General features: G+C 36.6%; 21 protein-coding genes and 1 other RNA gene. 9 read left to right on the top strand and 13 right to left on the bottom strand.

The window, feature by feature from the left end; genetic code table 11:
* Positions 1–327 precede the first annotated feature (327 nt).
* Positions 328–1,947 carry an ABC-F family ATP-binding cassette domain-containing protein gene (locus tag ACULEU_RS06095; protein WP_445454557.1) on the bottom strand — a complete coding sequence of 540 codons (1,620 nt, stop codon included), beginning with the start codon at positions 1,945–1,947 and terminating at the stop codon, positions 328–330.
* 108 nt (positions 1,948–2,055) lie between these two features.
* Between ACULEU_RS06095 and ACULEU_RS06090 the strand changes: the two genes are divergently transcribed.
* From ACULEU_RS06090 to ACULEU_RS06070, 5 genes are all read left to right on the top strand, one after another.
* Positions 2,056–2,793: a prolipoprotein diacylglyceryl transferase gene (locus ACULEU_RS06090; RefSeq protein ID WP_445454556.1), complete on the top strand. Its 738-nt coding sequence runs from the start codon at positions 2,056–2,058 to the stop codon at positions 2,791–2,793.
* Complete coding sequence (locus ACULEU_RS06085) at positions 2,783–4,177, top strand: radical SAM protein (protein ID WP_445454555.1); 1,395 nt, start codon at positions 2,783–2,785, stop codon at positions 4,175–4,177. The genes ACULEU_RS06090 and ACULEU_RS06085 overlap by 11 nt, the downstream gene beginning before the upstream one ends.
* The gene (locus tag ACULEU_RS06080) at positions 4,174–4,389 is read left to right on the top strand and encodes a hypothetical protein (protein ID WP_445454554.1); all 216 of its coding nucleotides are present in this window, start codon (positions 4,174–4,176) and stop codon (positions 4,387–4,389) included. The genes ACULEU_RS06085 and ACULEU_RS06080 overlap by 4 nt, the downstream gene beginning before the upstream one ends.
* A 9-nt stretch (positions 4,390–4,398) precedes the next feature.
* Positions 4,399–4,599 carry a hypothetical protein gene (locus ACULEU_RS06075; RefSeq protein WP_445454553.1) on the top strand — a complete coding sequence of 67 codons (201 nt, stop codon included), beginning with the start codon at positions 4,399–4,401 and terminating at the stop codon, positions 4,597–4,599.
* Positions 4,600–4,665: 66 nt separating this feature from the next.
* Positions 4,666–6,075: a TlpA family protein disulfide reductase gene (locus ACULEU_RS06070; protein WP_445454552.1), complete on the top strand. Its 1,410-nt coding sequence runs from the start codon at positions 4,666–4,668 to the stop codon at positions 6,073–6,075.
* Between the two features lie 78 nt (positions 6,076–6,153).
* Here the strand turns inward: ACULEU_RS06070 and fsa are convergent, their stop codons facing one another.
* From fsa to ffs, 4 genes are all read right to left on the bottom strand, one after another.
* Positions 6,154–6,810, bottom strand: a complete 657-nt coding sequence (fsa, locus tag ACULEU_RS06065; RefSeq protein WP_445454551.1) for a fructose-6-phosphate aldolase — start codon at positions 6,808–6,810, stop codon at positions 6,154–6,156.
* A gap of 343 nt (positions 6,811–7,153) precedes the next feature.
* A complete protein-coding gene (locus ACULEU_RS06060) occupies positions 7,154–7,957 on the bottom strand; it encodes an SDR family oxidoreductase (RefSeq protein ID WP_445454550.1) in 804 nt (267 codons plus the stop codon).
* 109 nt (positions 7,958–8,066) lie between these two features.
* On the bottom strand, positions 8,067–9,065 hold the full coding sequence (locus ACULEU_RS06055) for an enolase C-terminal domain-like protein (protein WP_445454549.1): 999 nt from the start codon (positions 9,063–9,065) through the stop codon (positions 8,067–8,069).
* A 51-nt stretch (positions 9,066–9,116) separates the two neighbouring features.
* Positions 9,117–9,214: signal recognition particle sRNA small type (gene ffs, locus ACULEU_RS06050), an RNA gene on the bottom strand.
* Positions 9,215–9,299: 85 nt separating this feature from the next.
* Between ffs and ACULEU_RS06045 the strand changes: the two genes are divergently transcribed.
* Positions 9,300–10,355, top strand: a complete 1,056-nt coding sequence (locus tag ACULEU_RS06045) for a glutaminyl-peptide cyclotransferase (protein ID WP_445454548.1) — start codon at positions 9,300–9,302, stop codon at positions 10,353–10,355.
* Positions 10,356–10,401: 46 nt separating this feature from the next.
* On the opposite strand, the gene ACULEU_RS06040 is transcribed toward ACULEU_RS06045, so the two are convergent.
* Both ACULEU_RS06040 and ACULEU_RS06035 read right to left on the bottom strand, forming a co-directional pair.
* Entirely contained in the window at positions 10,402–10,983 is a 582-nt protein-coding gene (locus tag ACULEU_RS06040) for a hypothetical protein (RefSeq protein ID WP_445454547.1), read from the bottom strand.
* 120 nt (positions 10,984–11,103) lie between these two features.
* Positions 11,104–11,829, bottom strand: coding sequence for a bacteriorhodopsin-like (locus ACULEU_RS06035; RefSeq protein ID WP_445454546.1), 726 nt, complete (start codon positions 11,827–11,829; stop codon positions 11,104–11,106).
* A gap of 108 nt (positions 11,830–11,937) precedes the next feature.
* On the opposite strand from ACULEU_RS06035, the gene ACULEU_RS06030 reads away from it, so the two are divergent.
* The gene (locus ACULEU_RS06030) at positions 11,938–12,840 is read left to right on the top strand and encodes a Brp/Blh family beta-carotene 15,15'-dioxygenase (protein WP_445454545.1); all 903 of its coding nucleotides are present in this window, start codon (positions 11,938–11,940) and stop codon (positions 12,838–12,840) included.
* A 34-nt stretch (positions 12,841–12,874) separates the two neighbouring features.
* Here ACULEU_RS06030 and dnaK read toward each other — a convergent pair whose 3' ends face one another.
* The 3 genes from dnaK to rho all read right to left on the bottom strand — a co-directional run bounded on the left by dnaK (position 12,875) and on the right by rho (position 17,651).
* Positions 12,875–14,761 (bottom strand): molecular chaperone DnaK, encoded by a 1,887-nt coding sequence (dnaK, locus tag ACULEU_RS06025; protein ID WP_445454544.1) that lies wholly within the window; start codon positions 14,759–14,761, stop codon positions 12,875–12,877.
* A gap of 198 nt (positions 14,762–14,959) precedes the next feature.
* Positions 14,960–15,856, bottom strand: coding sequence for an EamA family transporter (locus tag ACULEU_RS06020; RefSeq protein ID WP_445454543.1), 897 nt, complete (start codon positions 15,854–15,856; stop codon positions 14,960–14,962).
* Positions 15,857–15,950: 94 nt separating this feature from the next.
* Positions 15,951–17,651: a transcription termination factor Rho gene (gene rho / locus ACULEU_RS06015; RefSeq protein WP_445454542.1), complete on the bottom strand. Its 1,701-nt coding sequence runs from the start codon at positions 17,649–17,651 to the stop codon at positions 15,951–15,953.
* A gap of 30 nt (positions 17,652–17,681) precedes the next feature.
* On the opposite strand from rho, the gene ACULEU_RS06010 reads away from it, so the two are divergent.
* Together ACULEU_RS06010 and ACULEU_RS06005 are read left to right on the top strand one after the other, a co-directional pair.
* Positions 17,682–17,837 carry a hypothetical protein gene (locus ACULEU_RS06010; protein WP_445454541.1) on the top strand — a complete coding sequence of 52 codons (156 nt, stop codon included), beginning with the start codon at positions 17,682–17,684 and terminating at the stop codon, positions 17,835–17,837.
* A 5-nt stretch (positions 17,838–17,842) separates the two neighbouring features.
* Positions 17,843–18,250, top strand: coding sequence for a DUF4293 family protein (locus ACULEU_RS06005; protein ID WP_445454540.1), 408 nt, complete (start codon positions 17,843–17,845; stop codon positions 18,248–18,250).
* Between the two features lie 81 nt (positions 18,251–18,331).
* On the opposite strand, the gene acs is transcribed toward ACULEU_RS06005, so the two are convergent.
* From acs to ACULEU_RS05990, 3 genes are all read right to left on the bottom strand, one after another.
* Positions 18,332–20,239: an acetate--CoA ligase gene (gene acs, locus ACULEU_RS06000; RefSeq protein WP_445454539.1), complete on the bottom strand. Its 1,908-nt coding sequence runs from the start codon at positions 20,237–20,239 to the stop codon at positions 18,332–18,334.
* 161 nt (positions 20,240–20,400) lie between these two features.
* Positions 20,401–22,299, bottom strand: a complete 1,899-nt coding sequence (locus ACULEU_RS05995) for an acetate--CoA ligase (RefSeq protein ID WP_445454833.1) — start codon at positions 22,297–22,299, stop codon at positions 20,401–20,403.
* A 114-nt stretch (positions 22,300–22,413) separates the two neighbouring features.
* The gene (locus ACULEU_RS05990; protein WP_445454538.1) at positions 22,414–22,779 is read right to left on the bottom strand and encodes a response regulator transcription factor; all 366 of its coding nucleotides are present in this window, start codon (positions 22,777–22,779) and stop codon (positions 22,414–22,416) included.
* Position 22,780: the final 1 nt, after the last annotated feature.

Raw genomic sequence — 22,780 nt, 5'->3', positions numbered from 1 at the left:
TTTGGTATTTTAAGTAAGAAAATGAACTTATTTTATTCTTACAAAATAATAATACACTATACCATCCCTAAAAAATGATGCTACTAAACCGTTCCATTGATGCCTATAAACTGTTCGGTTTATGCTGATAAACTGATGAATTGATGCTGATAAACTGATTAGTTGATGCGGTACTTTTTGAACCCCTGTATTTATGGGCAGTCCCGAGGGCAAAGCATCATCATCAAGATGATACAACTTTGTCGGATTTTGTAGGAAGAAATTAAGGTTACATTCCCTACATCCCCAAAAAAAACTCCCGCCATTAGCAGGAGTTTTAAGTATATATTACTTGTACATTTTCTTTCTCAATTCCTGTACTTTCTCGTCTTCTAAGTATTCATCGAAAGTCATGTAGCGATCGATAACTCCGTTTGGTGTAATTTCTAAGACTCTGTTAGCAACCGTTTGCGCAAACTCATGGTCATGCGTCGTAAACAATACCGATCCTTTAAAGTTCTTCAGTGAATTGTTGAAAGCCGTAATCGACTCCAAATCCAAGTGATTGGTAGGTTCGTCCAGCATTAAAACATTGGCACGTATCATCATCATTCGGGACAACATACAACGCACTTTTTCGCCTCCTGATAAAACTGTACACTTTTTCAAGGCTTCTTCTCCTGAGAAAATCATCTTGCCTAAAAATCCACGAACGTATACTTCATCGCGCTCTTCTTCGGTTTTTACAAATTGGCGCAACCAATCTACCAGATTAAGGCTGCCATCGGTAAAAAACGAACTGTTATCATTGGGTAAATAGGATTGTGTAGTCGTAATACCCCAATCAAAAGTTCCGGCATCGGCTTGTTGATTTCCGTTAAGGATTTCATAGAATGCTGTAGTCGCACGCGAATCTTTCGAAAACACCACAACCTTATCGCCTTTCGCCATATTCAAATCGACGTTCTTGAACAAAAGCTCTCCATCGGCTGACGCGGCTAAATTTTGAACATGAAGAATTTGATCTCCAGCTTCTCTTTCTACATCAAATATAATGGCAGGATAGCGTCGACTTGATGGTTTGATTTCATCTAGATTTAATTTATCAATCATCTTTTTACGCGAAGTCGCTTGTTTTGATTTGGCAACGTTGGCACTAAAACGACGGATAAACTCTTCCAATTCTGCTTTCTTTTCTTCAGCTTTTTTGTTTTGTTGCGCTTTTTGACGCGCTGCTAACTGACTGGATTCGTACCAAAAGGTATAGTTTCCGGAGAAGTGATTGATTTTAGAAAAATCGATATCTGAAATATGGGTACATACCGCATCCAAAAAGTGACGGTCGTGTGATACCACAATTACGGTGTTTTCATAGTTAGCCAAGAAATTTTCCAACCAAGAAATTGTCTCAAAATCCAAGTCATTCGTAGGCTCATCCATGACCAATACATCAGGATTCCCGAAAAGGGCTTGTGCTAAGAGGACACGTACTTTAAGCTTCCCTTCTACTTCACTCATTAAAGTGTAATGCATATCGGCAGGAATTCCAAGGTTTGATAACATCGCACCAGCATCCGATTCAGCATTCCAACCATTCATTTCTTCAAACTGCACCTGCAATTCACCTATTCTATCCGCATTAGAATCATCATAATCGGCATACAAAGCATCCATTTCCGACTTCACAGCGAACAACACTTTATTCCCCATCATCACCGTTTCCAAAACCGTATGCTCATCAAACATATTGTGGTTCTGATTTAGAACCGACATACGTTTACCAGGTTCTAAGAAAACTCTTCCCGATGTAGGGTCGATATCACCCGCCAGTATTTTTAAGAATGTCGATTTTCCAGCACCATTGGCCCCGATTACACCATAACAATTGCCTTGTGTAAAGGTCGTGTTTACTTCGTCGAATAATATTCTTTTTCCAAACTGGACAGATAAATTGTTTACCGTTAACATGAAATGATTGTATTAAAATTTGGTGCAAAAGTAGTTAAAACTGTTGAGTGTTGCGTCAAATAGTGTTCAGTTTTTTTATTATATTAGACACCAATTAAACCGCTATTCATGACGTTCCCTTTTCAATTCGATTTCTTTGGCGATACGGTTTATTTTCATTTCATTTTTGAAACTTTAGCCTTTATTATCGGGGTACGGTTGTATTATTATTTAAAAAAAGGCATCGTCGATGCTATTTCCGAAATAGATAGATTGTGGATCATGTTAGGGGCTATGCTTGGCGCCTTTGTTGGGTCGAGAGTAATTGCTATGCTTGAGAATCCTTCAGAAATCATGCAGCAAACCTGGCTCATCTTTTACCAAAACAAGACCGTAGCCGGAGGATTTTTAGGTGGATTATTTGGAGTAGAATTGATGAAGAAAATCATTGGAGTCAAAACAGCTTCAGGTGATATTTATGTGATTCCAATCATCGTAGCGTTATTTATCGGACGCATCGGCTGTTTTTCTATGGGCGTTGCCGAAACGACCTATGGCATTGAAACCACTACTATTTTTGGCATGGATTTGGGTGATGGCAAAAGCAGACATCCGGTAGCACTTTATGAAATGGCCTATATGATAGTGCTTTTTATTGTGTTCCGAATAACCCAATATAAAGCAATGATGAACGGCGACCGATTCAAGCTATTCATGGTTTTGTACTTTTTGTATCGGTTTTTAATAGAGTTCCTGAAGCCTTACCATCCGCTGTTTTTAGGATTAAGCAGCATTCAATGGAGTGCGCTTTTCATTTTTGCGTATTATTATACATTTATTTTAAGACAAATTCGATATGCCCAATAGAGATTACATTTACTACGACTACACCAAAAGCCTTTGTCCCGAATGTTTGCATACTATCGATGCCAAAATAGTATTTCAAGACGATAAAGTATGGATGCTAAAACATTGCAAAACTCATGGCGATTCCAAAGTGATGATTGCCGATGATGTGGAATACTATCGTCAGCTTCGGAACTACAATAAACAATCCGAAGTGCCTTTAAAATTCAATACCAAAGTGCATTACGGTTGCCCGTATGACTGTGGGTTGTGTACCGATCACGAACAACATTCTTGCCTGTCCATTGTAGAAGTCACGGATAGATGCAATTTAGCTTGTCCTACCTGTTATGCAAGTTCCGGTCCCAATTATGGTCAACACCGTACTTTGGAGGAAATCGAAAAGATGTTTGACATCATTGTAGCGAATGAAGGCGAACCCGACGTAGTTCAGATTTCGGGCGGCGAACCAACAGTACATCCACAATTTTTTGAAATTTTGGACATCGCCAAAAGCAAGCCAATCCGCCATTTGATGCTAAATACGAATGGAATACGTATTGCCAAAGACATTTCATTTGTGGAAAAACTCGCTTCCTACATGCCTGATTTCGAAATTTATCTCCAGTTTGACAGTTTTAAGCCAGAAGTATTACAAAAATTACGAGGCGAAGATTTAACCGAAGTACGTCAGAAAGCAATTGCCAATCTGAATCAATTCAACCTCTCCACCACTTTGGTAATTACCCTTCAAAAAGGAGAAAATGACGATGAAATTGGAAAAATTCTGGAATATGCGGTGCAACAAAAATGCGTTCGTGGCGTAACCTTTCAACCCACACAGGTTGCCGGCAGAAATGACAATTATGATGACCATCAAGGACGCATCACTTTAACTGAAGTACGTAGAAAAATATACGAACAATATCCTGTTTTTACTCCGCAAGACCTTATTCCCGTTCCCTGTAATCCCGATGCCTTGTGTATGGCGTATGCGCTGAAAATTGATGGTGAAATTCTACCGATGACGCATTTAATCAATCCAGAGGACTTGCTCAACAATTCAAAAAATACTATTGTTTTTGAAAATGACGAAAAATTGAAAAATCATATGCTGACCCTTTTCAGCACCGGAATTTCTGTGGATTGTGCGGAGGAAGAATTTGGTGAACTGATGTGCTGCTTGCCTCGAGTTAAATCGGATAGTTTACATTATGAGCATCTTTTTCGTATTATAATCATGAATTTCATGGACGCCTATGATTTTGATGTCAGAGCCGTGAAAAAGTCCTGTGTACACATCGTTGATAAACGAGGTAAAATAGTTCCGTTTGAAACGATGAACCTATTTTATCGAGATAATAAAATTGAAGAAATCAGAAAACAACTCAATCAATCTTTATGAAAAACATCGTTTTAATGTCGGATATTATGGGTGGTATCATCTTATTTTTACTTGTAGTGAGTCCGATAGCGTTTATCGTTGGATTAATCATGATTGCCGCTTCAAAAGAATACCGTCAGTTGGGAATCAAAATAGTGATTGGTGCTGTCATAGCCTTTATTATTGGCTTCGGAACCTGTTTTGCCAATCTCAGTATTGGTGGAATGCATTAAATTTATATTATGATGTTAGCCGTTTTGTTTTTTATGGCAATTGTTGTGTTTTTTGGAGCAATTGCATTTTTAATCGGATTGTATAAAATTTCGTTTCCTTCTGATCAGGAAGACAAAGCATTTGGTGTAAAACTGCTCACTTACTCCACGATTTGTCTCATTATTGGTTTGGGAACTTGCAGCGTTATTCCGCTTCAAGGCAATATTTAACTTTAACTATAGGTTAACAATATTATCAAAACTATCACGTTAATTTTGTTTACTATTCCCAAATGAATGCACAAGAATAATAATATAAAGGCTTTTGTTTATCTACTACCTATGTTACTGCTTTTGACTTCGTGTAAAAACGAATTCAAAGGTTGCGAATATGTAGCGTATTTTGGTGGCGAGATTGTAAACCCAAACAATCCTTATGTCCTTTTTTGCAAAGACAATGAAGTGATTGACAGCATAAAACTCGACAAAAACAATCGTTTTTTTATTCAATTTGATTCGCTTGCACCCGGACTTTACAGCTTCAAGCATGAGCCGGAATACCAATATGTTTATTTTGACAAGAACGACAGTATTATGGTTAGAGTCAATTCTAAAGACTTTGATGAATCAGTTGTTTTTTGTGGTCGTGGTTATGAAAAGAATAATTTCTTAATGGAATTATATCTGAAAAATGAAAAAGACAAATACAAAATGTTTGAGTATTTTGACGATAATTTTGCCGACTTTTCTAAAGAAATCGATTCCACTTATGCAAAAGCCAATCAGTTTTACACTACCCGAAAAACCGAAATTAAATGGAATGATGATTTTGATATTTTTGCCAAAGCTTCGTTAGATTTTAATTACTATTCCAAAAAAGAATTATATCCTTTGGTTCACAAAATAAGAACTGGTGAAGATGTCATTGAGCAATTACCATCGGATTATTACGATTACCGAAAGACCATCAATTTCAATAATGTAGCTCTTTCAAGTTATGCACCTTATGTTACGTATCTATCGTATATGCTGAATAATATGGGTACGATTAATTACCACAATCATTTTACCGAAACCGATTTGGCCTTGAAAACCAACATCAACAAAATGACCATTGCTGATACGTTGATAAAAAACGAAACCGTAAAAAACAATATTCTCAACAATATTGCTTTTACCTATTTGCTGGAAGACCAGAATGTAGTCAACAACAATAAATTTTTAGACTGTTATACAAAACTTTCTACGGATAAAAGTAAAACCAACGAGATTACCACTATTTGTAATGCAATCCAAATGCTCAAGGTGGACGGCACTTTACCCGAAGTTGGCCTGGTTGATAGTAACGGAAAAAAAGTGTCATCGACTAACTTCACCAAACCCAATACCATATTTTTCTTTTGGACTGTAAACGCCAAATCGCATTTTGAAGCTGTTCATAAAAAAGTGATGGCACTAAAATCGAAATATCCTAAATATAATTTTGTTGGCGTAAATATCAACGACCGAACAGAAGATTGGAAGAAAACGCTCGACACGTATAATTTTAAAGGCGTAACCGAACTCCACAGCGATAATTTTGAGTTCATTAAAAACAAGTGGGCCATTAATAAGATTCACCGAACCATCATCATCGGCGATAAAGGATTGATAAAAAATGCTTTTGTCAACATTTTCGATTCCCAATTTGAAGAAAATCTAAGGTAACTTTAAGTTCTAATTTTATACAATAAAAAAAGCGGTTTTCATGAAAACCGCTTTTTTTATAACTGAATACGAAATACTTTATTGATTTCCTTTAGCATAATCCGCTAAGAACTGAGCCAAACCTAAGTCAGTCAAAGGATGTTTTAACAATCCAGTGATAGACGATAACGGTCCGGTCATAACATCAGCACCAATTTTAGCGCAATTTACAACGTGCATGGTATGTCTGATAGAGGCTGCTAAGATTTGAGTTTCAAAAGCATAGTTATCATAAATCTCTCTGATTTCCTGAATCAAAGCCAATCCATCTGTTGAAATATCATCCAATCTTCCTAAAAACGGAGACACATAAGTCGCACCTGCTTTAGCAGCCAACAAAGCTTGACCAGCCGAAAAAACCAGCGTTACATTGGTTTTTATTCCTTTATCAGAGAAATATTTACACGCCTTAACGCCTTCTTTGGTCATCGGTAACTTAACAACAATCTGCGGATGCAAATCAGCCAATTCCTCACCTTCCTTAATCATTCCGTCAAAATCAACCGCAATAACTTCAGCACTTACATCGCCATCCACGATAGTACAAATGTCTACATAATGCTTCAGAATGTTATTTTTTCCGGTAATTCCCTCTTTAGCCATCAACGAAGGATTAGTTGTAACGCCGTCAAGTACGCCCATATCTTGAGCTTCCTTGATTTCGTTTAAATTGGCAGTGTCAATAAAAAATTTCATAAAATTATTTTTAAAAAGTTGTGTTCAAAATTATTTTGGGCGTTCCCCCGTTCTTCAAACGGGGTCAGGCTGTCCGCAGTGCACGGCACTTCGCTCCCATCCTTAACGCAAAACATTGCAAAAGTACAAATATATTATTGCTAATATCAATTGTTTTTATTCAACTCCTTCAACTCATCCCGAATTTCCTTTAACACACCTATCATCTCCGTATGCTTATCTTCAAATTGTGCTTTATTTTTCTTTTGTGATTTCCTAAATATTAAAAAAATAACAGCCCAAATTATTATAATAATAAAGTAAGGTATACAACTGATTAAAAGTTCTGTCCAGTTTAACATGGCTATAATTTATAATGGTTCATCAACATACTTTCATAAATTCTGTCCGGTAAAATCCGCTTCAGAACAATAGAAAATTTTTGCATAAACACACCAATTTTATAATGCAATTTCGGGTTTTTATCGTTGATAATCTGGTAAATTGCCAAGGCCATTTCATCGGGATTACTACCGCTGTCCACGTGTTCATCCATTTGTTGTAACGTAGCGCCATACGAACTTTCATAAGCAGAACCTTTTATAACTGGTGCGTGATAGCGACCCGAAGCAATGTTAGTAGCAAAATCACCCGGCGCAACACTTACGATATTAATTCCAAAACTTTTCACTTCCATACTCACAGCTTCAGTAACAATTTCTAAAGCACCTTTGGAAGCTGAATAAATCCCACGATACGGCAAACCCATATAACCAGCTATCGACGTAATGTTGATAATCAAACCCGATTGTTGTTCTCGCATTTGAGGTAAAACCGCTTTCATAACTGCTATTGGTCCAAAGAAATTGGTTTCGAAATTATTTCGCATTTCATCGGTAGGTATTTCCTCTATTGGTCCCGTGATTCCAACTCCAGCGTTATTAATGACCACATCAATTCGTTTAGCAATCGAAATCACTTGCTGAACTGCCTGCTGAATACTGTCAACATCTCTGACATCCAAAGCTATTAAAGGAAAAACCGAATTCACAATTTTTTCCGGATTTCTACTCGTTCCGTAAACTGTAAATCCTTTGTGGAATAAAAACTCACCAATGGCTTTCCCAATTCCCGAAGAACCGCCGGTTATTAAGACTACTTTACTCATTTTTTTTAGATAAGAGATAAGAGACGAAAAGATGATAGAATTATTTAAAGACGGAATATCTATTATCTATTCGTCTATTATCTATCCGTCTATTTTCGGTTAAAGATAATTAGTTTATTTTGATACCCAAACCATGATTTTGATTCATATGAATCTTTCCGTTTATAACTTTGCTGCCTTCCGCAATATCGTTAGCAATGAGATTAGCTCCGTCTAAATCGGCGTAATCACAAAAAGGGGCTAAAACCGCTCCTGCTGAAATCCCAACAGTTGATTCGGTCATACAACCTATCATGATTTTAAATCCAAATGCTTTAGCAGTATGAATCATTTCTAAAGCTGGAGTAAGTCCGCCACACTTCATCAATTTGATGTTGATGCTCTTGTAATGATTTTGTAACTCTTGTAAATGAGACACATCCTGACAATCTTCATCAGCCATCCAATTAGCAAAACTATTGGTATTTAAAACTTGATACTGCTCAAATCCAGGTTTCATAGGTTGCTCCAAATAAGAAAATTGAGAAATCAAAGCATTATTTTGTAGCCAAAGACAATTTTCTCTTGTAAAACTTCCGTTAGAATCTAGTGCAATATCTTTATCAAGTTCCGATAATTTAGTGATGGTACTTTCGTCAAAATGATGGCATTTTACTTTGAATTTAGGCCATGATGAAGCTTGAATTTTCTCGATTTGATGGTCAACAGTAGCCACACTAATGGTTATAGAAGACTCAACAAGATTTTTATAATCAATAGCATTTAATGCTAAAAAACTCTTCTTTTCCAGCTTCCCAAACAAATCCCAATAAGCGCAATCCAAGGCCGAACGCAGGAAACTTGGTAAATCCAATTGCAATAGAAAAGCATAAAACTCAGCAGGCGGAACAATGGCTCTTGCTTCTATTTTCGACTTGACCTTTAGTAAAATATGATCAAAATCAGAGAGACTGATGTTGTAGTAATCAATAGCCGTGCATTCGCCATACCCTTTAGTCCCATGCTTTTCGAGTGTTACGATTAAAGCTTCTCTGTGAGTATAATTTCCATAAGCAATAGCAAAGGTTTCTTTGAGTTGAAAGCGTACTATTTGCCATGATAAAACCATAGGGTGTGAAAATAAAAAATCCCGAGAACTTCGGGACAGATTTTAAAAAAAAATGGCAAGCGACCTACATCGCACCGCTACAACCACATACCTTTGCTATGTTCCCATCCTGGAGGATTTTGTAGGAGCTGGTCGTGTAGGACTTGCCGGTGCAAAGATACAATCTTTTTATTTTTTTGCAAGAATTTAAGAGCAATATAAATATATTTGTGAGTGAAAATTTAATTATTAAAAATGAAAATTTGTAACCCATTAATTACCATTTTATTAGCCTTAAACATTGTCGGTTGTGGCGATACTCAAAAAGAAAAAGAAAGTTATTTCAGCTTTGACGAAAACGCTATGAAGCCCTTATACCAAGCTACCGATAAGGTCGATTTCACTTTACTGAACAATGAAAACAAAATCATCGACAGCATCGCTTATTTTGTAGACGGTAAAAGAATGGCTTCTGTAAAAGGGAATGGTAAATTTACCTTAGATTTGAACGGGAAAAAATTAGGGTATCAAAATATCAAAGCTTTGGTTTATTTTCAAAACGACACGGTGTCGACTAAAACCCGCGTTGAAGTGGCTTCGGGAATCGTTCCAAAACTTTTAAAATATACTGTTCTAAATACGTATGACCACGATGTCAACGCGTTTACGGAAGGCTTTGAGTTCTACCGTGACACATTAATTGAAAGTACAGGAACACCACAAGGTTACAAAGGTTACTTTGCTAAAATTGACCACAAAACCGGAAAAACATTCAAAAGAGTTGACTTAGACCCACAATATTTCGGAGAAGGAATAACCGTAATCCATGACAAAATCTATCAGTTAACGTGGCAAAACGCTACTGGTTTTATTTATGATGCGAATACATTAAAACTGATAAAAAAGTTCCCTTATGGCAAAAAAGTAGAAGGTTGGGGAATGACCAATGATGGCCAAAACATTTACCACTCTGATGGCACCGAGAAAATCTGGACCATGAATCCGGAAACCCAAAAGCTGACCGACTTTATCAATGTATATACCAACGACAGTAAAATTAAATCTGTTAACGAATTGGAATGGATCAATGGAAAAATATATGGCAACATTTGGCAGAAAGATGCGATAGCAGTAATCAATCCCAAAACTGGAGCCGTTGAAGCAGTGTTAGACTTGTCGGCATTACGCGCTAAAGTAACTAATAAAGAAGCCGAAGTACTTAACGGAATTGCCTTCAATAAAAAAACAAATACCCTTTTTGTGACCGGTAAAAACTGGAACAAGATGTTTGAAATAAAAGTTTCGGAATAAACCTTGAATCTATTCATAAAAAAAGCGAGCTAAATGCTCGCTTTTTTTATTTCTTTTTAAACTCCATTTTGTCTTTATCGTAGACAAAAGTAGCTTGTTGACTTTTGCTTTTTTGCGTTACAGAACCATCTGGATTCAAGACAAACTCAAATCCTTCTCTTCTGATTTTTTCCTGAGTTTCTGAAGCTCCGGTCCCACCTAAAAATACTTTCTCGGTAATATGATTGGTCAGCTGATAATTAGAATAGACTTGCTTTTTGGAAGCTATTTCATAAATAACGTTATAAACAGTGGTTTTGTTTTCGGTTTTATCACCTGTTTTTATAGTGTTGATTTCGGTCCATGTTAACAAATACAACGTAACGCCATTGGCAGTAAACGATTTTAATTTGCACTCTTTTGGACTAAAGGTAGCATCAACATCTTTAATGATGAGCATGTCATTGGTCTTTCCTTTTTCACTAACTGAGACCTGAAACTTTCCGTTTTTGATTTCAACCTGAAGATTATCGAGTTTGGGTAAAGCTGAAACAGTGGTAGTAGGTTTCTTCGTTACAGCTTTCTTTTTTTGGGCAAACCCATTAAAAGTCAACAAACCGAAACAGACCAACAAAAATATTTTTTTCATAGCAAAGCAATAATTGGTTAATAATAGCATGCCAATGTACAAAATAATCTATTTAATTGATGTTAAATAAAAAACCGCTTTAGTAAACTAAAGCGGTTCAATTTTCAAAATTTTGAAAATTTAATCTTTTTGCGATTTGATTGCCAAAGAATAAATAACCAAACCAAAACCAATTTTATTGATGGCATCAGCAATGTTGTAAGCGACATCAATATTTCCTGAAGGTATAAACGAATTATACCATCCGGTTGTACCCATCATGTACCCTAAAGGATAAATTGCCCAACCAACGAGTACAAACCAACATAAAATTTTGTGAGCTGCAAGTACATTTCCACCTGCAGTTTTGGCTAGTTTTGCGGCACTACCTAACCAAATTTCATAGACTATCGCAAAATAAGCAAGACCCGAAATGAGACCCCAAATTGCGGCACTTTCTGTGAACACAGCTTCACCAAAATATCCAGTAACTAGCATAACTACTGAATAGAAAATCATTTTCCAAAGCAAGTTTTGTTTGGCTCCAGCAACTTTAAGAATTAAATAAAACTCCAAACACATCAATGGAACGGTTAGTATCCAATCAACATATCTGAAAAAAGTGGGAGATTCTTGGAATGAAGCCCAGTAATCTCTCATGTAAAAGTAATGCACAGCTGCAATAAAAGTGATCAGTCCAGATACTAATACCGATGTCCTCCACTTTTTATCAAACTGATTTAAGGATAAAAAGAAAAATGCAGATGCTGCCATCATGGCCATACAGCCAACAAAAAAAGTAAAACCTACATAATCAGTAGGCAACAACTTTCCAATTAAAACCGAAGGTAAAATAGAATTTGACATAATTTAAATGTTTTAGATTATTTTGTTTAATTAAATCTATAAAATGTTAAACAATAAAACAGCATTTTGTTTAATTTTTTTTGCTTATTTTTAAACAAAATAAATTAAATGATACTTAAAAATTCCAAAATATCAATTCTTTTGACCTTTATTGGGTTGTGGTTAACGTCATATGTTAATAGCGATACTCAAATATTTATAGGTTTTTTATTAATCTTTTTATTTGGTATCTCTCATGGCGCTAATGATTTATTAATAGTAAGAAAAATCACTAATAACAAATCTTCCTCTTACAAAAGAATTGTATACTTGTATATTAGTGTTATAGTACTAGCAATAATTCTTTTCACTGTAATTCCATCTTTTGGACTATTCCTATTTATAGTTGTTAGTAGTTATCATTTTGGTGAGCAACATTGGAAAAACAAATTATTTCAACAAATCAGATTGCAAAATGTAGCATTTCAAACTATCTATGGTTTATTTATAATAATGCTACTGTTACATTTTCACAATAAAGAGGTAATCAAAATAATCAAGGGAATTACTGCTATTGAAATCAATGCGGTTCTGATTTTTAATGTTCTGAAAACAGTTAGTTTGATTCTATTTATTTCGCTTTGTTACGCTATCTACAAGTCGAAGATTCATTGGCCTAATTTGCTTGAAGAGCTATTATATTTACTTGTATTTGGAATTGTTTTTAAAGTAGGAACACTAATTTGGGGATTTACGATTTATTTCATTATTTGGCATAGTTTGCCATCATTACAGGATCAGATAAAATTTTTATATAGAGAATTATCTTTTAAAACTTTTACAAAGTACTGCTGGTCAGCACTTCCGTATTGGATTATATCAGTAATCGGAATAGCAGTATCTTACTTATTATTTAAAGATTATAAAATTTTTGACTCCCTATTTTTTACCTTTTTGGCTGCAGTAACATTTCCTCATGTTTTTGTTATCGAAAGAATGTTCAGTGCAACACAAAAAAAACCGGATAAGTAATATCCGGTTTTCTATAATATAAAAGCGCAATTAATTATTTCACTTCTTCGAATTCAACATCTTGTGTGTTGTCACCTTGAGTGTCAGCTTGTGGTGCTGCTTCCTGGGCTTGTCCAGCTTCACCTTGAGCATACATAGCTTCGGTTGCTGTTTTCCAGGCAGCATTTACATTGTCAAGACCTTTTTGAATCGCTTCCAAGTCTTGATTTTGATGAGCCATTCTTAACTCTGTCAACGCTAATTCGATAGCCACTTTATGATCGTCTGATAATTTATCTCCGATTTCTTTCAGTTGACTTTCAGTTTGGAAAATCATGCTGTCAGCTTCGTTTAATTTTTCAGCTTTTTCTCTGGCAATTCTATCAGCATCAGCATTCATCTCAGCATCTTTTTTCATTCTTTCGATTTCTTCAGCGGTCAAACCAGAGGAAGCTTCGATACGAATGTCGTGTGATTTTCCAGTTCCTTTATCAGTAGCAGAAACTTTGATGATACCATTGGCATCAATATCAAAAGTAACTTCAATTTGAGGAACACCTCTTGGTGCTGGTGGAATTCCGTCTAAGTGGAAACGACCGATAGTTTTATTATCTGCAGCCATCGTTCTTTCTCCTTGCAATACATGGATTTCAACACTTGGTTGGTTGTCCGCAGCAGTAGAGAACACTTGTGACTTTTTAGTTGGAATGGTTGTGTTTGACTCGATTAATTTTGTCATTACATTCCCCATAGTTTCAATACCTAAAGACAAAGGCGTAACGTCTAACAACAATACATCTTTTACATCTCCAGATAAAACTCCACCTTGAATAGCAGCTCCAATCGCTACAACTTCATCAGGGTTTACTCCTTTTGATGCTTTTTTACCAAAGAATTTCTCCACTTCGTCAGCAATTCTTGGCATTCTTGTAGAACCACCAACAAGGATAACTTCATCAATGTCTGAAGTTGATAAACCGGCATCTTTCAATGCTTTAGCCACGGGTTCCATAGAACGTTTTACTAAAGAATCTGACAATTGCTCAAATTTAGCTCTGGTTAATTTTTTCACTAAGTGCTTAGGTCCTGTTGCAGTTGCTGTTACGTATGGCAAATTGATTTCTGTTTCAGCAGAAGAGGACAATTCGATTTTTGCTTTTTCAGCAGCTTCTTTAATTCTTTGTAATGACATCGGGTCTAAACGCAAATCAATTCCTTCTTCAGATTTGAATTCGTCTGCCAACCAATCAATGATTGTTTGGTCAAAATCATCTCCACCAAGGTGTGTATCACCATTAGTAGACAATACTTCGAAAACTCCATCTCCTAACTCTAGGATAGAAATATCAAAAGTACCACCACCTAAATCGTAAACTGCAATTTTTTGATCGTGCCCTTTTTTGTCCAATCCATAAGCTAATGCTGCAGCAGTTGGCTCGTTGATGATTCTCATTACTTTAAGACCTGCAATTTCACCAGCCTCTTTTGTAGCCTGACGCTGAGCGTCATTAAAATATGCCGGAACCGTAATAACTGCTTCTGTAACGGTTTGACCTAAATAGTCTTCCGCTGTTTTTTTCATTTTTTGAAGTGTCATCGCTGACAATTCTTGTGCTGTATATAAACGACCGTCAATATCCACACGCGGTGTGTTGTTGTCGCCTTTAACTACTGAGTAAGGTACTTTTTTAGCTTCTTCCTGAGTTTCAGCAAAAGTGTGTCCCATAAAACGTTTTATAGACGCAACTGTTTTTGTTGGGTTTGTCACTGCTTGTCTTTTTGCAGGGTCACCTACCTTAATCTCACCACCTTCAACAAATGCAATGATAGATGGTGTTGTTCTTTTTCCTTCTGAATTAGGGATTACTACGGCTTCTTGCCCTTCCATTACAGATACACAAGAGTTGGTTGTTCCTAAGTCAATTCCAATTATTTTTCCCATTTTTATTATTTTATATTCTTGTTTGTGTGTTTCATTTCAAAACTTGATTGTGCAAAGTCAAGTATTGTGCCAAGCAGTAAATGAGATTAAATTGTCAGTTTTTGAGCGCTTCTATAGAAAATTATATGACAAGATGACATTTTTAAGACTTACTTTATCCATTTTATCTCCTCAAAATTCTTAAATGAATATAACTCATTATGAACTTGAAGCCTGACGCCCGAAGATAAATTTTTCATTAAAAATAAGTATCGATATTAGTATCAAGCCATAGGAAACAATTTGAGCTGTATTCATTGCTTCTTTGAAATAAAAAACAGCCAAAAAGAAATGAATGAGTGGATTCGTATACATCAAAATACTAACCGTTGAGGAATTCATTCCTTTCAAAGCATACAAATTCAAGAAAAGCGGAATAATCGTAAAAACTATAACAATGACAACCAACAAAACATAAAACAAGGATTCCTTTGGAATTACTACACTATAGTTTGATAAAAATGGTACAATCGAAATCGACGCAATCAACATTTGAACCGTTAAAATGACGAATCGATCGAATTGATTGTTTTTGCGCTGACTGATTAAATAAAACGCGAATGAAAGTGCAATTGTTAAACTATAAAGCAAGTCCTTCAAATGTCCGTACGATAATATGGCGCAACTGATAACGCACAACAAAATCGAAAACCACTGCCAATGGGAAAGTTTTTCTTTCAAAATAAAAAAAGCTAGAATGGTGGTCAAAATGGGACATATCATATAAGCAAACGAAGCCGATTGTAAACTAACATGGTTTATGGCATATATAAACAAAAACCAATTGACTATAAGTAAAAAACCACCAATAATAGTGAGATATAAGGTGCTATACTTTTGCTTTGTCCCTAAACTTGAAAAGGCGAGCCAATCCGCTTGAAGTGCTTTTTTTCTGAAAACTACATTAATTAGTAACAGTAAAACAGTCGCTAAAAACACTCTGTAAATCAAAATATCCAATGACGGATAATCTTTCAGTGGTTTCAAAGCCAAACTAAAAAATCCCCAAATAATAAAGGATGATAATGCCGATAAAAAGTATTTATTGAGTTGCACAAAGATAATTTGCTGCAAAAGTAGGCACAATGAAGAGAAAGATGGTAAATAGTCCCAAAAAAAAATCCCAACTACTCCGTTGGGATTTTATAGGTTAATCATTCATTGAAATGAGGAATTCCTCGTTGTTTCGGGTTTTTTTGATTTTGTCGTTGATAGTGTCCATCGATTCTACCGGATTCATATCGGCTAGGAATTTACGCAGTATCCACATACGCTTTAGTGTATTTGGATCTAATAATAAATCATCACGACGCGTACTGGATGAAGTCAAATCGATTGCTGGGAAAATACGACGGTTGGCAATTTTTCTGTCCAACTGCAACTCCATATTACCAGTTCCTTTAAATTCCTCGAAGATTACTTCGTCCATTTTAGAACCTGTTTCGGTTAGTGCTGTCGCGATGATACTCAAAGAACCACCGTTTTCTACATTACGAGCTGCACCAAAGAAACGTTTTGGTTTTTGCAAAGCATTAGCGTCAACTCCACCCGAAAGTACTTTTCCTGATGCCGGTTGAACCGTATTGTAAGCTCTTGCCAAACGTGTAATTGAGTCTAATAAAATCACGACATCATGACCACATTCTACCAAACGTTTTGATTTTTCGAGGACGATGTTCGCAATTTTTACGTGTTCCTGTGGTTCACGGTCAAATGTTGAAGCAATAACTTCCCCACGAACACTGCGTTGCATATCCGTTACCTCTTCTGGACGCTCGTCGATAAGTAAAACAATTAAGTATACTTCGGGATGATTGGCTGCGATGGCATTGGCAATATCTTTCAACAACATGGTTTTACCCGTCTTTGGCTGGGCTACAATCATTCCACGTTGGCCTTTTCCAATTGGTGAAAACAAATCGATTACTCGTGTAGAAACACTTGCCTGTTTGTCAGCTATATTAAATTTTTCTTGTGGAAATATCGGAGTTAAATGCTCGAATGAAACCCTATCGCGAACAACTTGAGGGTCATGACCGTTGATTTTTAAAACTTTTACTAACGGAAAGAATTTTTCTCCTTCTTTTGGTGGACGAACCACACCTTTAACCGTATCTCCAGTTTTTAAACCAAACAATCTGATTTGAGAAGTGGACAGATAAATATCATCTGGCGAAGCCAAATAATTATAATCCGAGGAACGCAGGAAACCATAACCATCAGGCATCATTTCGAGAACACCTTCGCTTTCTATGATTCCATCAAACTCAAAATCAGAATCTCTGAAATTGTTTTGCTTCTTCGCTTTAAAGTTGGGATGATTTGGATTATTGCTATTGGCATTACCATTCGGATGCTTTTGCTTTTGGTCTTGATTGCCATTCTGATTTGGATTCTGACCTGCTTCTGGTTCTTCTGTAATAGAGGTTTCATTTGGATTGGCTTCTGTTGCTTCTTCTGAAACTATTACTGGCTGATTCGCTTTCTTTTTTTCGAAAGGCTTCTTGAACTTTGGATTTTTACTTTGAAAAACCGGCTTTTCCTGAGCGATTTCTATTGAAGGTTGTTCCGATTCTTTGCTAACAGCCGAATCTGCTGTAAACAAATCATTCTGAGAAGTTTCTTCTGATTTTTTTGTTTCCGGAGCAATTCGGGTTCGTTTTGTTTTCACTTCACCTGATTTCTCGGTTTCTACAGGTTTTTCAGTAGCAACGGCTTTATTTTGATGCTCCAAAATCTGGGCAATGAGTGTCTCTTTTTTGGCACCACTAACTTTTATCGTTTTGGCTAATTTGGCAATCTCCTGAAGCTCAGGCAGCTTCATTTCTTTAAGGGCAGAAATATCAAACATAAATAGTATTTATATCGTAAATGATTTTAAATGGGAAAACAAGAAAATGTGGGTAGATTCAATGATTGGAAAAATCCGATTGATGAAGTTCTTGCGGATTTGCATTGCAATAATACAAATAAAATTTTATCATGCAATAGTATTTTTTTAAAAAGAAACTTTATTTTTGCGACATATTATAACTAAAAAGAATGTTTAGACCTCAAACGTATTACCTGATTTTATGCTTCATCATTACTGGAGTGTTGCCTTTTGTATTTCCATTGTGGACTGATACAGCAGGTAAAGCATTCTATTTTATGATGGATATGGTCTATGTTACTCTTTTCGGATTGAGTACTACACTTACTTTATTGAGCATATTATCACACAAAAAAAGACAACAGCAATTTGTCATGGGCAGATTGAATATGATATTGAATTTAATTTTATTAGGATTATTTGTGTATCGAACACTAAACGCATCTGGAGAAACAGCTATTTCTGAGAAAGGTGTTGGGATGTTCTTACCTATTTTTTCTATCGTATTTTTGGTTTTGGCCAACAAAGCCATCAAAAAGGATGAAGATCTCGTAAAATCTGTAGATCGATTGCGATAAACCTATAAACTTAGTTTTTTAGTGCTGCAAAAAACCCGTCCGCTAAGCGGACGGGTTTTTTAATTTTGAATAATAAATCTCTTATAGCTTTCCGCTTTTAATTTCATCAACAATTTCGGGATTCAATAACGTTGATGTATCACCGAAATTACTAAAGTCACCTTCAGCAATTTTTCTCAAAATTCTACGCATGATTTTTCCGGAACGGGTTTTTGGTAAACCTGATACAAATTGTATTTTATCTAGCTTCGCAATTGGCCCAATCTGGTCCGAAATAAGTTGATTAATCTCTTTGGCAAGATTATCTTTATCTCTACTTTCTCCTACTTCCTTTAGGATAATAAAGCCATACAAAGCATTTCCTTTGATATCGTGTGGGAATCCTACAATCGCACTTTCTGCTACAGCCGGATGCTCATTGATCGCATCTTCTATGGGTGCTGTTCCAAGATTATGTCCCGAAACAATGATTACATCATCCACACGACCCGTAATTCGGTAGTAACCAACCTCATCCCGAAGTGCACCATCACCTGTGAAGTATTTACCTGGGAAAGCGGTAAAATAGGTTTCCTTATAACGTTGATGATCACCCCAAATGGTTCTTGCTATGGAAGGCCATGGGAATTTGATACACAGACTTCCTGTAACTTGATTTCCTTCAATCTCGTTGCGCAATTCATCCATTAATACAGGCTGAATTCCGGGTAATGGCAGTGAGGCGTATGTAGGTTTTGTTGGCGTTACAAAAGGAACTGGCGAAATCATGATTCCTCCGGTTTCTGTTTGCCACCAGGTATCCACTAAAGGACATCGCTTTCCTCCAACGTGGTCATTGTACCAATGCCAAGCTTCTTCGTTGATAGGCTCACCTACCGAACCAATAACTTTTAAAGAACTCAAAGGGTATTTTTGTACATAATCCAGATTTTCTTTCGCTAATGCACGGATGGCAGTTGGTGCGGTGTAAAATTGCGTTACGTTGTGCTTTTCGATAACTTCCCAAAAACGGCTGAAATTCGGATAAGAAGGAACACCTTCAAAAATTACGGTTGTTGCTCCGTTTAATAAAGGTCCGTAAAGAATATAAGAATGACCCGTGATCCATCCAATATCTGCAGTACACCAAAATATATCAGTTTCTTCATAAGCAAAAACATTTTTAAAGGTGTAGGCTGTATAGACCATGTATCCTGCGGTGGAATGTACCATTCCTTTTGGTTTTCCGGTAGATCCTGAAGTGTATAATATGAATAACGGATCTTCGGCATCCATAATTTCGGCTACATTATTGGGAACGGCGTCATCTAATAAGGGTTGTAACCAAATATCACGACCTTCTTTCATAGTCACTTGGCTGTTGGTTCTTTTAACCACTAAAACCTTTTCCACACAAGGTGTTTTTTCTAATGCTTCATCCACAATTCCTTTGAGGTCGATGGTTTTGTCTCCACGATAACTTCCGTCAGAAGTGATGACCATTTTGCACTCGCAATCATTAATTCGCGCAGCAACAGCAGTAGCAGAAAATCCTGCAAAGACAACAGAATGGACAGCACCAATTCGGGCACAAGCTAAAACAGCAATTGCTAATTCGGGTATCATTGGTAAATAAATGCAAACTCTATCTCCTTTTTTAACACCTTGCTCACGCAATACATTCGACATTCGGGCCACCTTGTCATATAGTTGGTTATAGGTGATGTGTAGTGCTTCTTCATCGGGATTGTTAGGTTCAAAAATAATCGCGGTTTTATCACCTCTTCGAGCCAAATGCCTATCGATACAGTTTTTAGTAATATTGACTTTAGCATCTAAAAACCATTTGAATTTTGCTTCCTGAAAATTGAATTCGAAAACCTTATCCCATTTTTGATACCAAGTAAAGTTTTCGTCGGCAATCCTGTCCCAGAATTTTCGGGGTTCACGGACTGATTTTTTATACATCTTGAAGTAATGCTCCAGATTTTGGATTTTGTAATAACTCATTATAAATCTTCTTTAAATATCGTTTTGTTATGTAAATATATAGATTCTATTGAAGTGACGTTTAATTTTCTTGCTAAATAAGTATAGTTGTTTGATGGTTAGCAGTTATCGGTTGTCGGATGAAATATCAGTTGATAACTGAACTATTGATTTCTCATACCTTATCTCTTAAAACTTCCAACTTTCGCCAACTCCAAAACTTCTTTTACCTCATCGATAATAGCTTCATCATCAATTGTAGACGGAATTTGGAAATTGTCACCGTCGGCTATGCTTCTTAGAAGCTTGCGCAAAATTTTTCCGGAACGTGTTTTGGGTAAACGATTTACTGTGACTACATCTCTTAAAGAAGCTACAGCGCCAATTTGCTCACGGACTAATTGTACCACTTCGTGTTGCAGTTGAAAATGTTCTATTCCTTCTCCAAATTTGGTTACTACTAATGCCAGTGGAATTTGCCCTTTCAACTCGTCATTAATTCCAATCACGGCACACTCGGCAACAGCATGATGCGAAGCCACTATCTCTTCCATTTCGGCTGTGGATAATCGGTGTCCTGCTACATTAATTACATCATCTACTCTGCCCGTTATAAAAATGTAGCCTTCTTCATCTTTGTATCCACCATCTCCCGAAAAATAGAATCCGGGAAATCGATTCAGATACCCAGCTTGAAAGCGTTCGTTATCATTCCATATGTCTAATAACGTTCCGGGAGGCAAGGGCAACTTAATAACAACATAACCTTCTTCATTAGCATTCAATTCATGTCCGTTTTCACCTAAAATCCGAATATCATAACCCGAAACCGCTTTCCCCGAAGAGCCTGGTTTAATTTTTAAATACTCTACTCCCATCATATTTGCTATCATGGGCCAGCCTGATTCCGTTTGCCACCAATGATCGATAGCCGGAATCGGGATATGCTCGCGATACCATTCTAAAGTGGCCACATCACAACGCTCACCCGCTAAGAATTGGGTACGCAAACACGACAAATCATATTGTTTGATGAACGCTCCATTGGGATCTTCCTTTTTGATGGCACGAATAGCTGTTGGTGCAGTAAACATGACGCTGACTTTATGTTCGGCAATCACACGCCAAAAGGTACTTGCATCCGGAGTTCGTATCGGTTTTCCTTCAAAAACTATGGTTGTGTTTCTGTTGAATAATGGTCCGTACACAATGTAACTGTGGCCTACCACCCAACCCACATCGGAAGCAGCCCAAAAAACTTCTCCCGGTTTGACACCATATATTTTTTGCATAGAAAACTTTAAAGCCGTGGCATAACCTCCGGTATCTCTCACAATTCCCTTAGGCTTACCAGTGGTTCCTGAAGTGTAGAGTACATACAAAGGATGCGTAGCTTCAACCGGAATGCAGTCAGCTTCTTCTGAACCATAGACCAACGCATCATAATCGACATCATATTTTTTGAACGGAATTCTGGCGCCTAATTTTCGGTTGAGCACTACCACTTTTTTAGGTTTGTGTTCGGCTAATTCAATAGCTTCATCAACTAACGGCTTGTAGGCTATCAGTCTGTCAATTTCAATTCCTGAAGAAGCGGTTATGATAACTCTTGGTTTGCAGTCGTCTATTCTGATGGCTAATTCATGGGGAGCAAATCCACCAAAAACCACCGAATGCGGTACTCCAATTCGGGCACAAGCTAACATGGCAAAAGTTGCCTGCGGAATCATCGGCATATAAATTACTGCTGTATTTCCTTTTTTCAATCCGAGTGAAAGCAAACCACCTGCCAGTCGGGCTACTTCCGATTTGACTTCATGAAAAGTATATTTTTTTATCGTTTGAGTTACAGGCGAATCATAAATGATAGCAATCTCATCTCCAAAACCATCGTTGATGTGTTTGTCTAATGCCAAAAAGCAGGCATTCAAAATTCCGTCTTTGTACCACTGTGGGTAACCCGTTTCGTCTGTTGACAGTATTTGAGTTGGTTTAGTGAACCAATCGATTTCATTAGCTTGCTCTGCCCAAAATTCTTCGGGGTTTGCTATGCTTTGATTGTATAATTCCTGATAATTCATGGCATTGGGTTGGTTAGGCATTGTTGTTGCTTTTTGTTTAATTTCGAATGTAGTTATGGAATCCTTTTCGCATGAAAAAGACACTTTAGGGTTCCATAAATAGTTACTAAGTCTTTAGGTTTCGAGTAATTCGTTAACCTTTTCGACTACTTTCTTGATGGAAAAAGGTTTGGTTAAATAAGCATCAGCACCCAATGCCATTCCTTTTTCAATATCGCTTTCTTTGTTTTTCGCTGACAGAAACATCACTTTACAATGCTGGAGTTGTCCGTTACTTTTGATATGTTCCAAAGTTTCAAATCCGTCTACCAAAGGCATCATGATATCGAGAATAATAATATCGGGAAGTTGGGTTTTTAAAATATCCAAGGCTTCTTGACCATCACGGGCAATAAACACTTCAAAATTGTGTTTTTTAAAAGTATATTCCAATGACATCACAATATTGGGTTCGTCGTCTACTATTAAAATCTTTTTCATA

Source organism: Flavobacterium sp. 25HG05S-40 (genome assembly GCF_052654735.1).
Note: the sequence above shows the minus strand (reverse complement) of the source record. Positions and strands in the feature narration are given on the sequence as shown.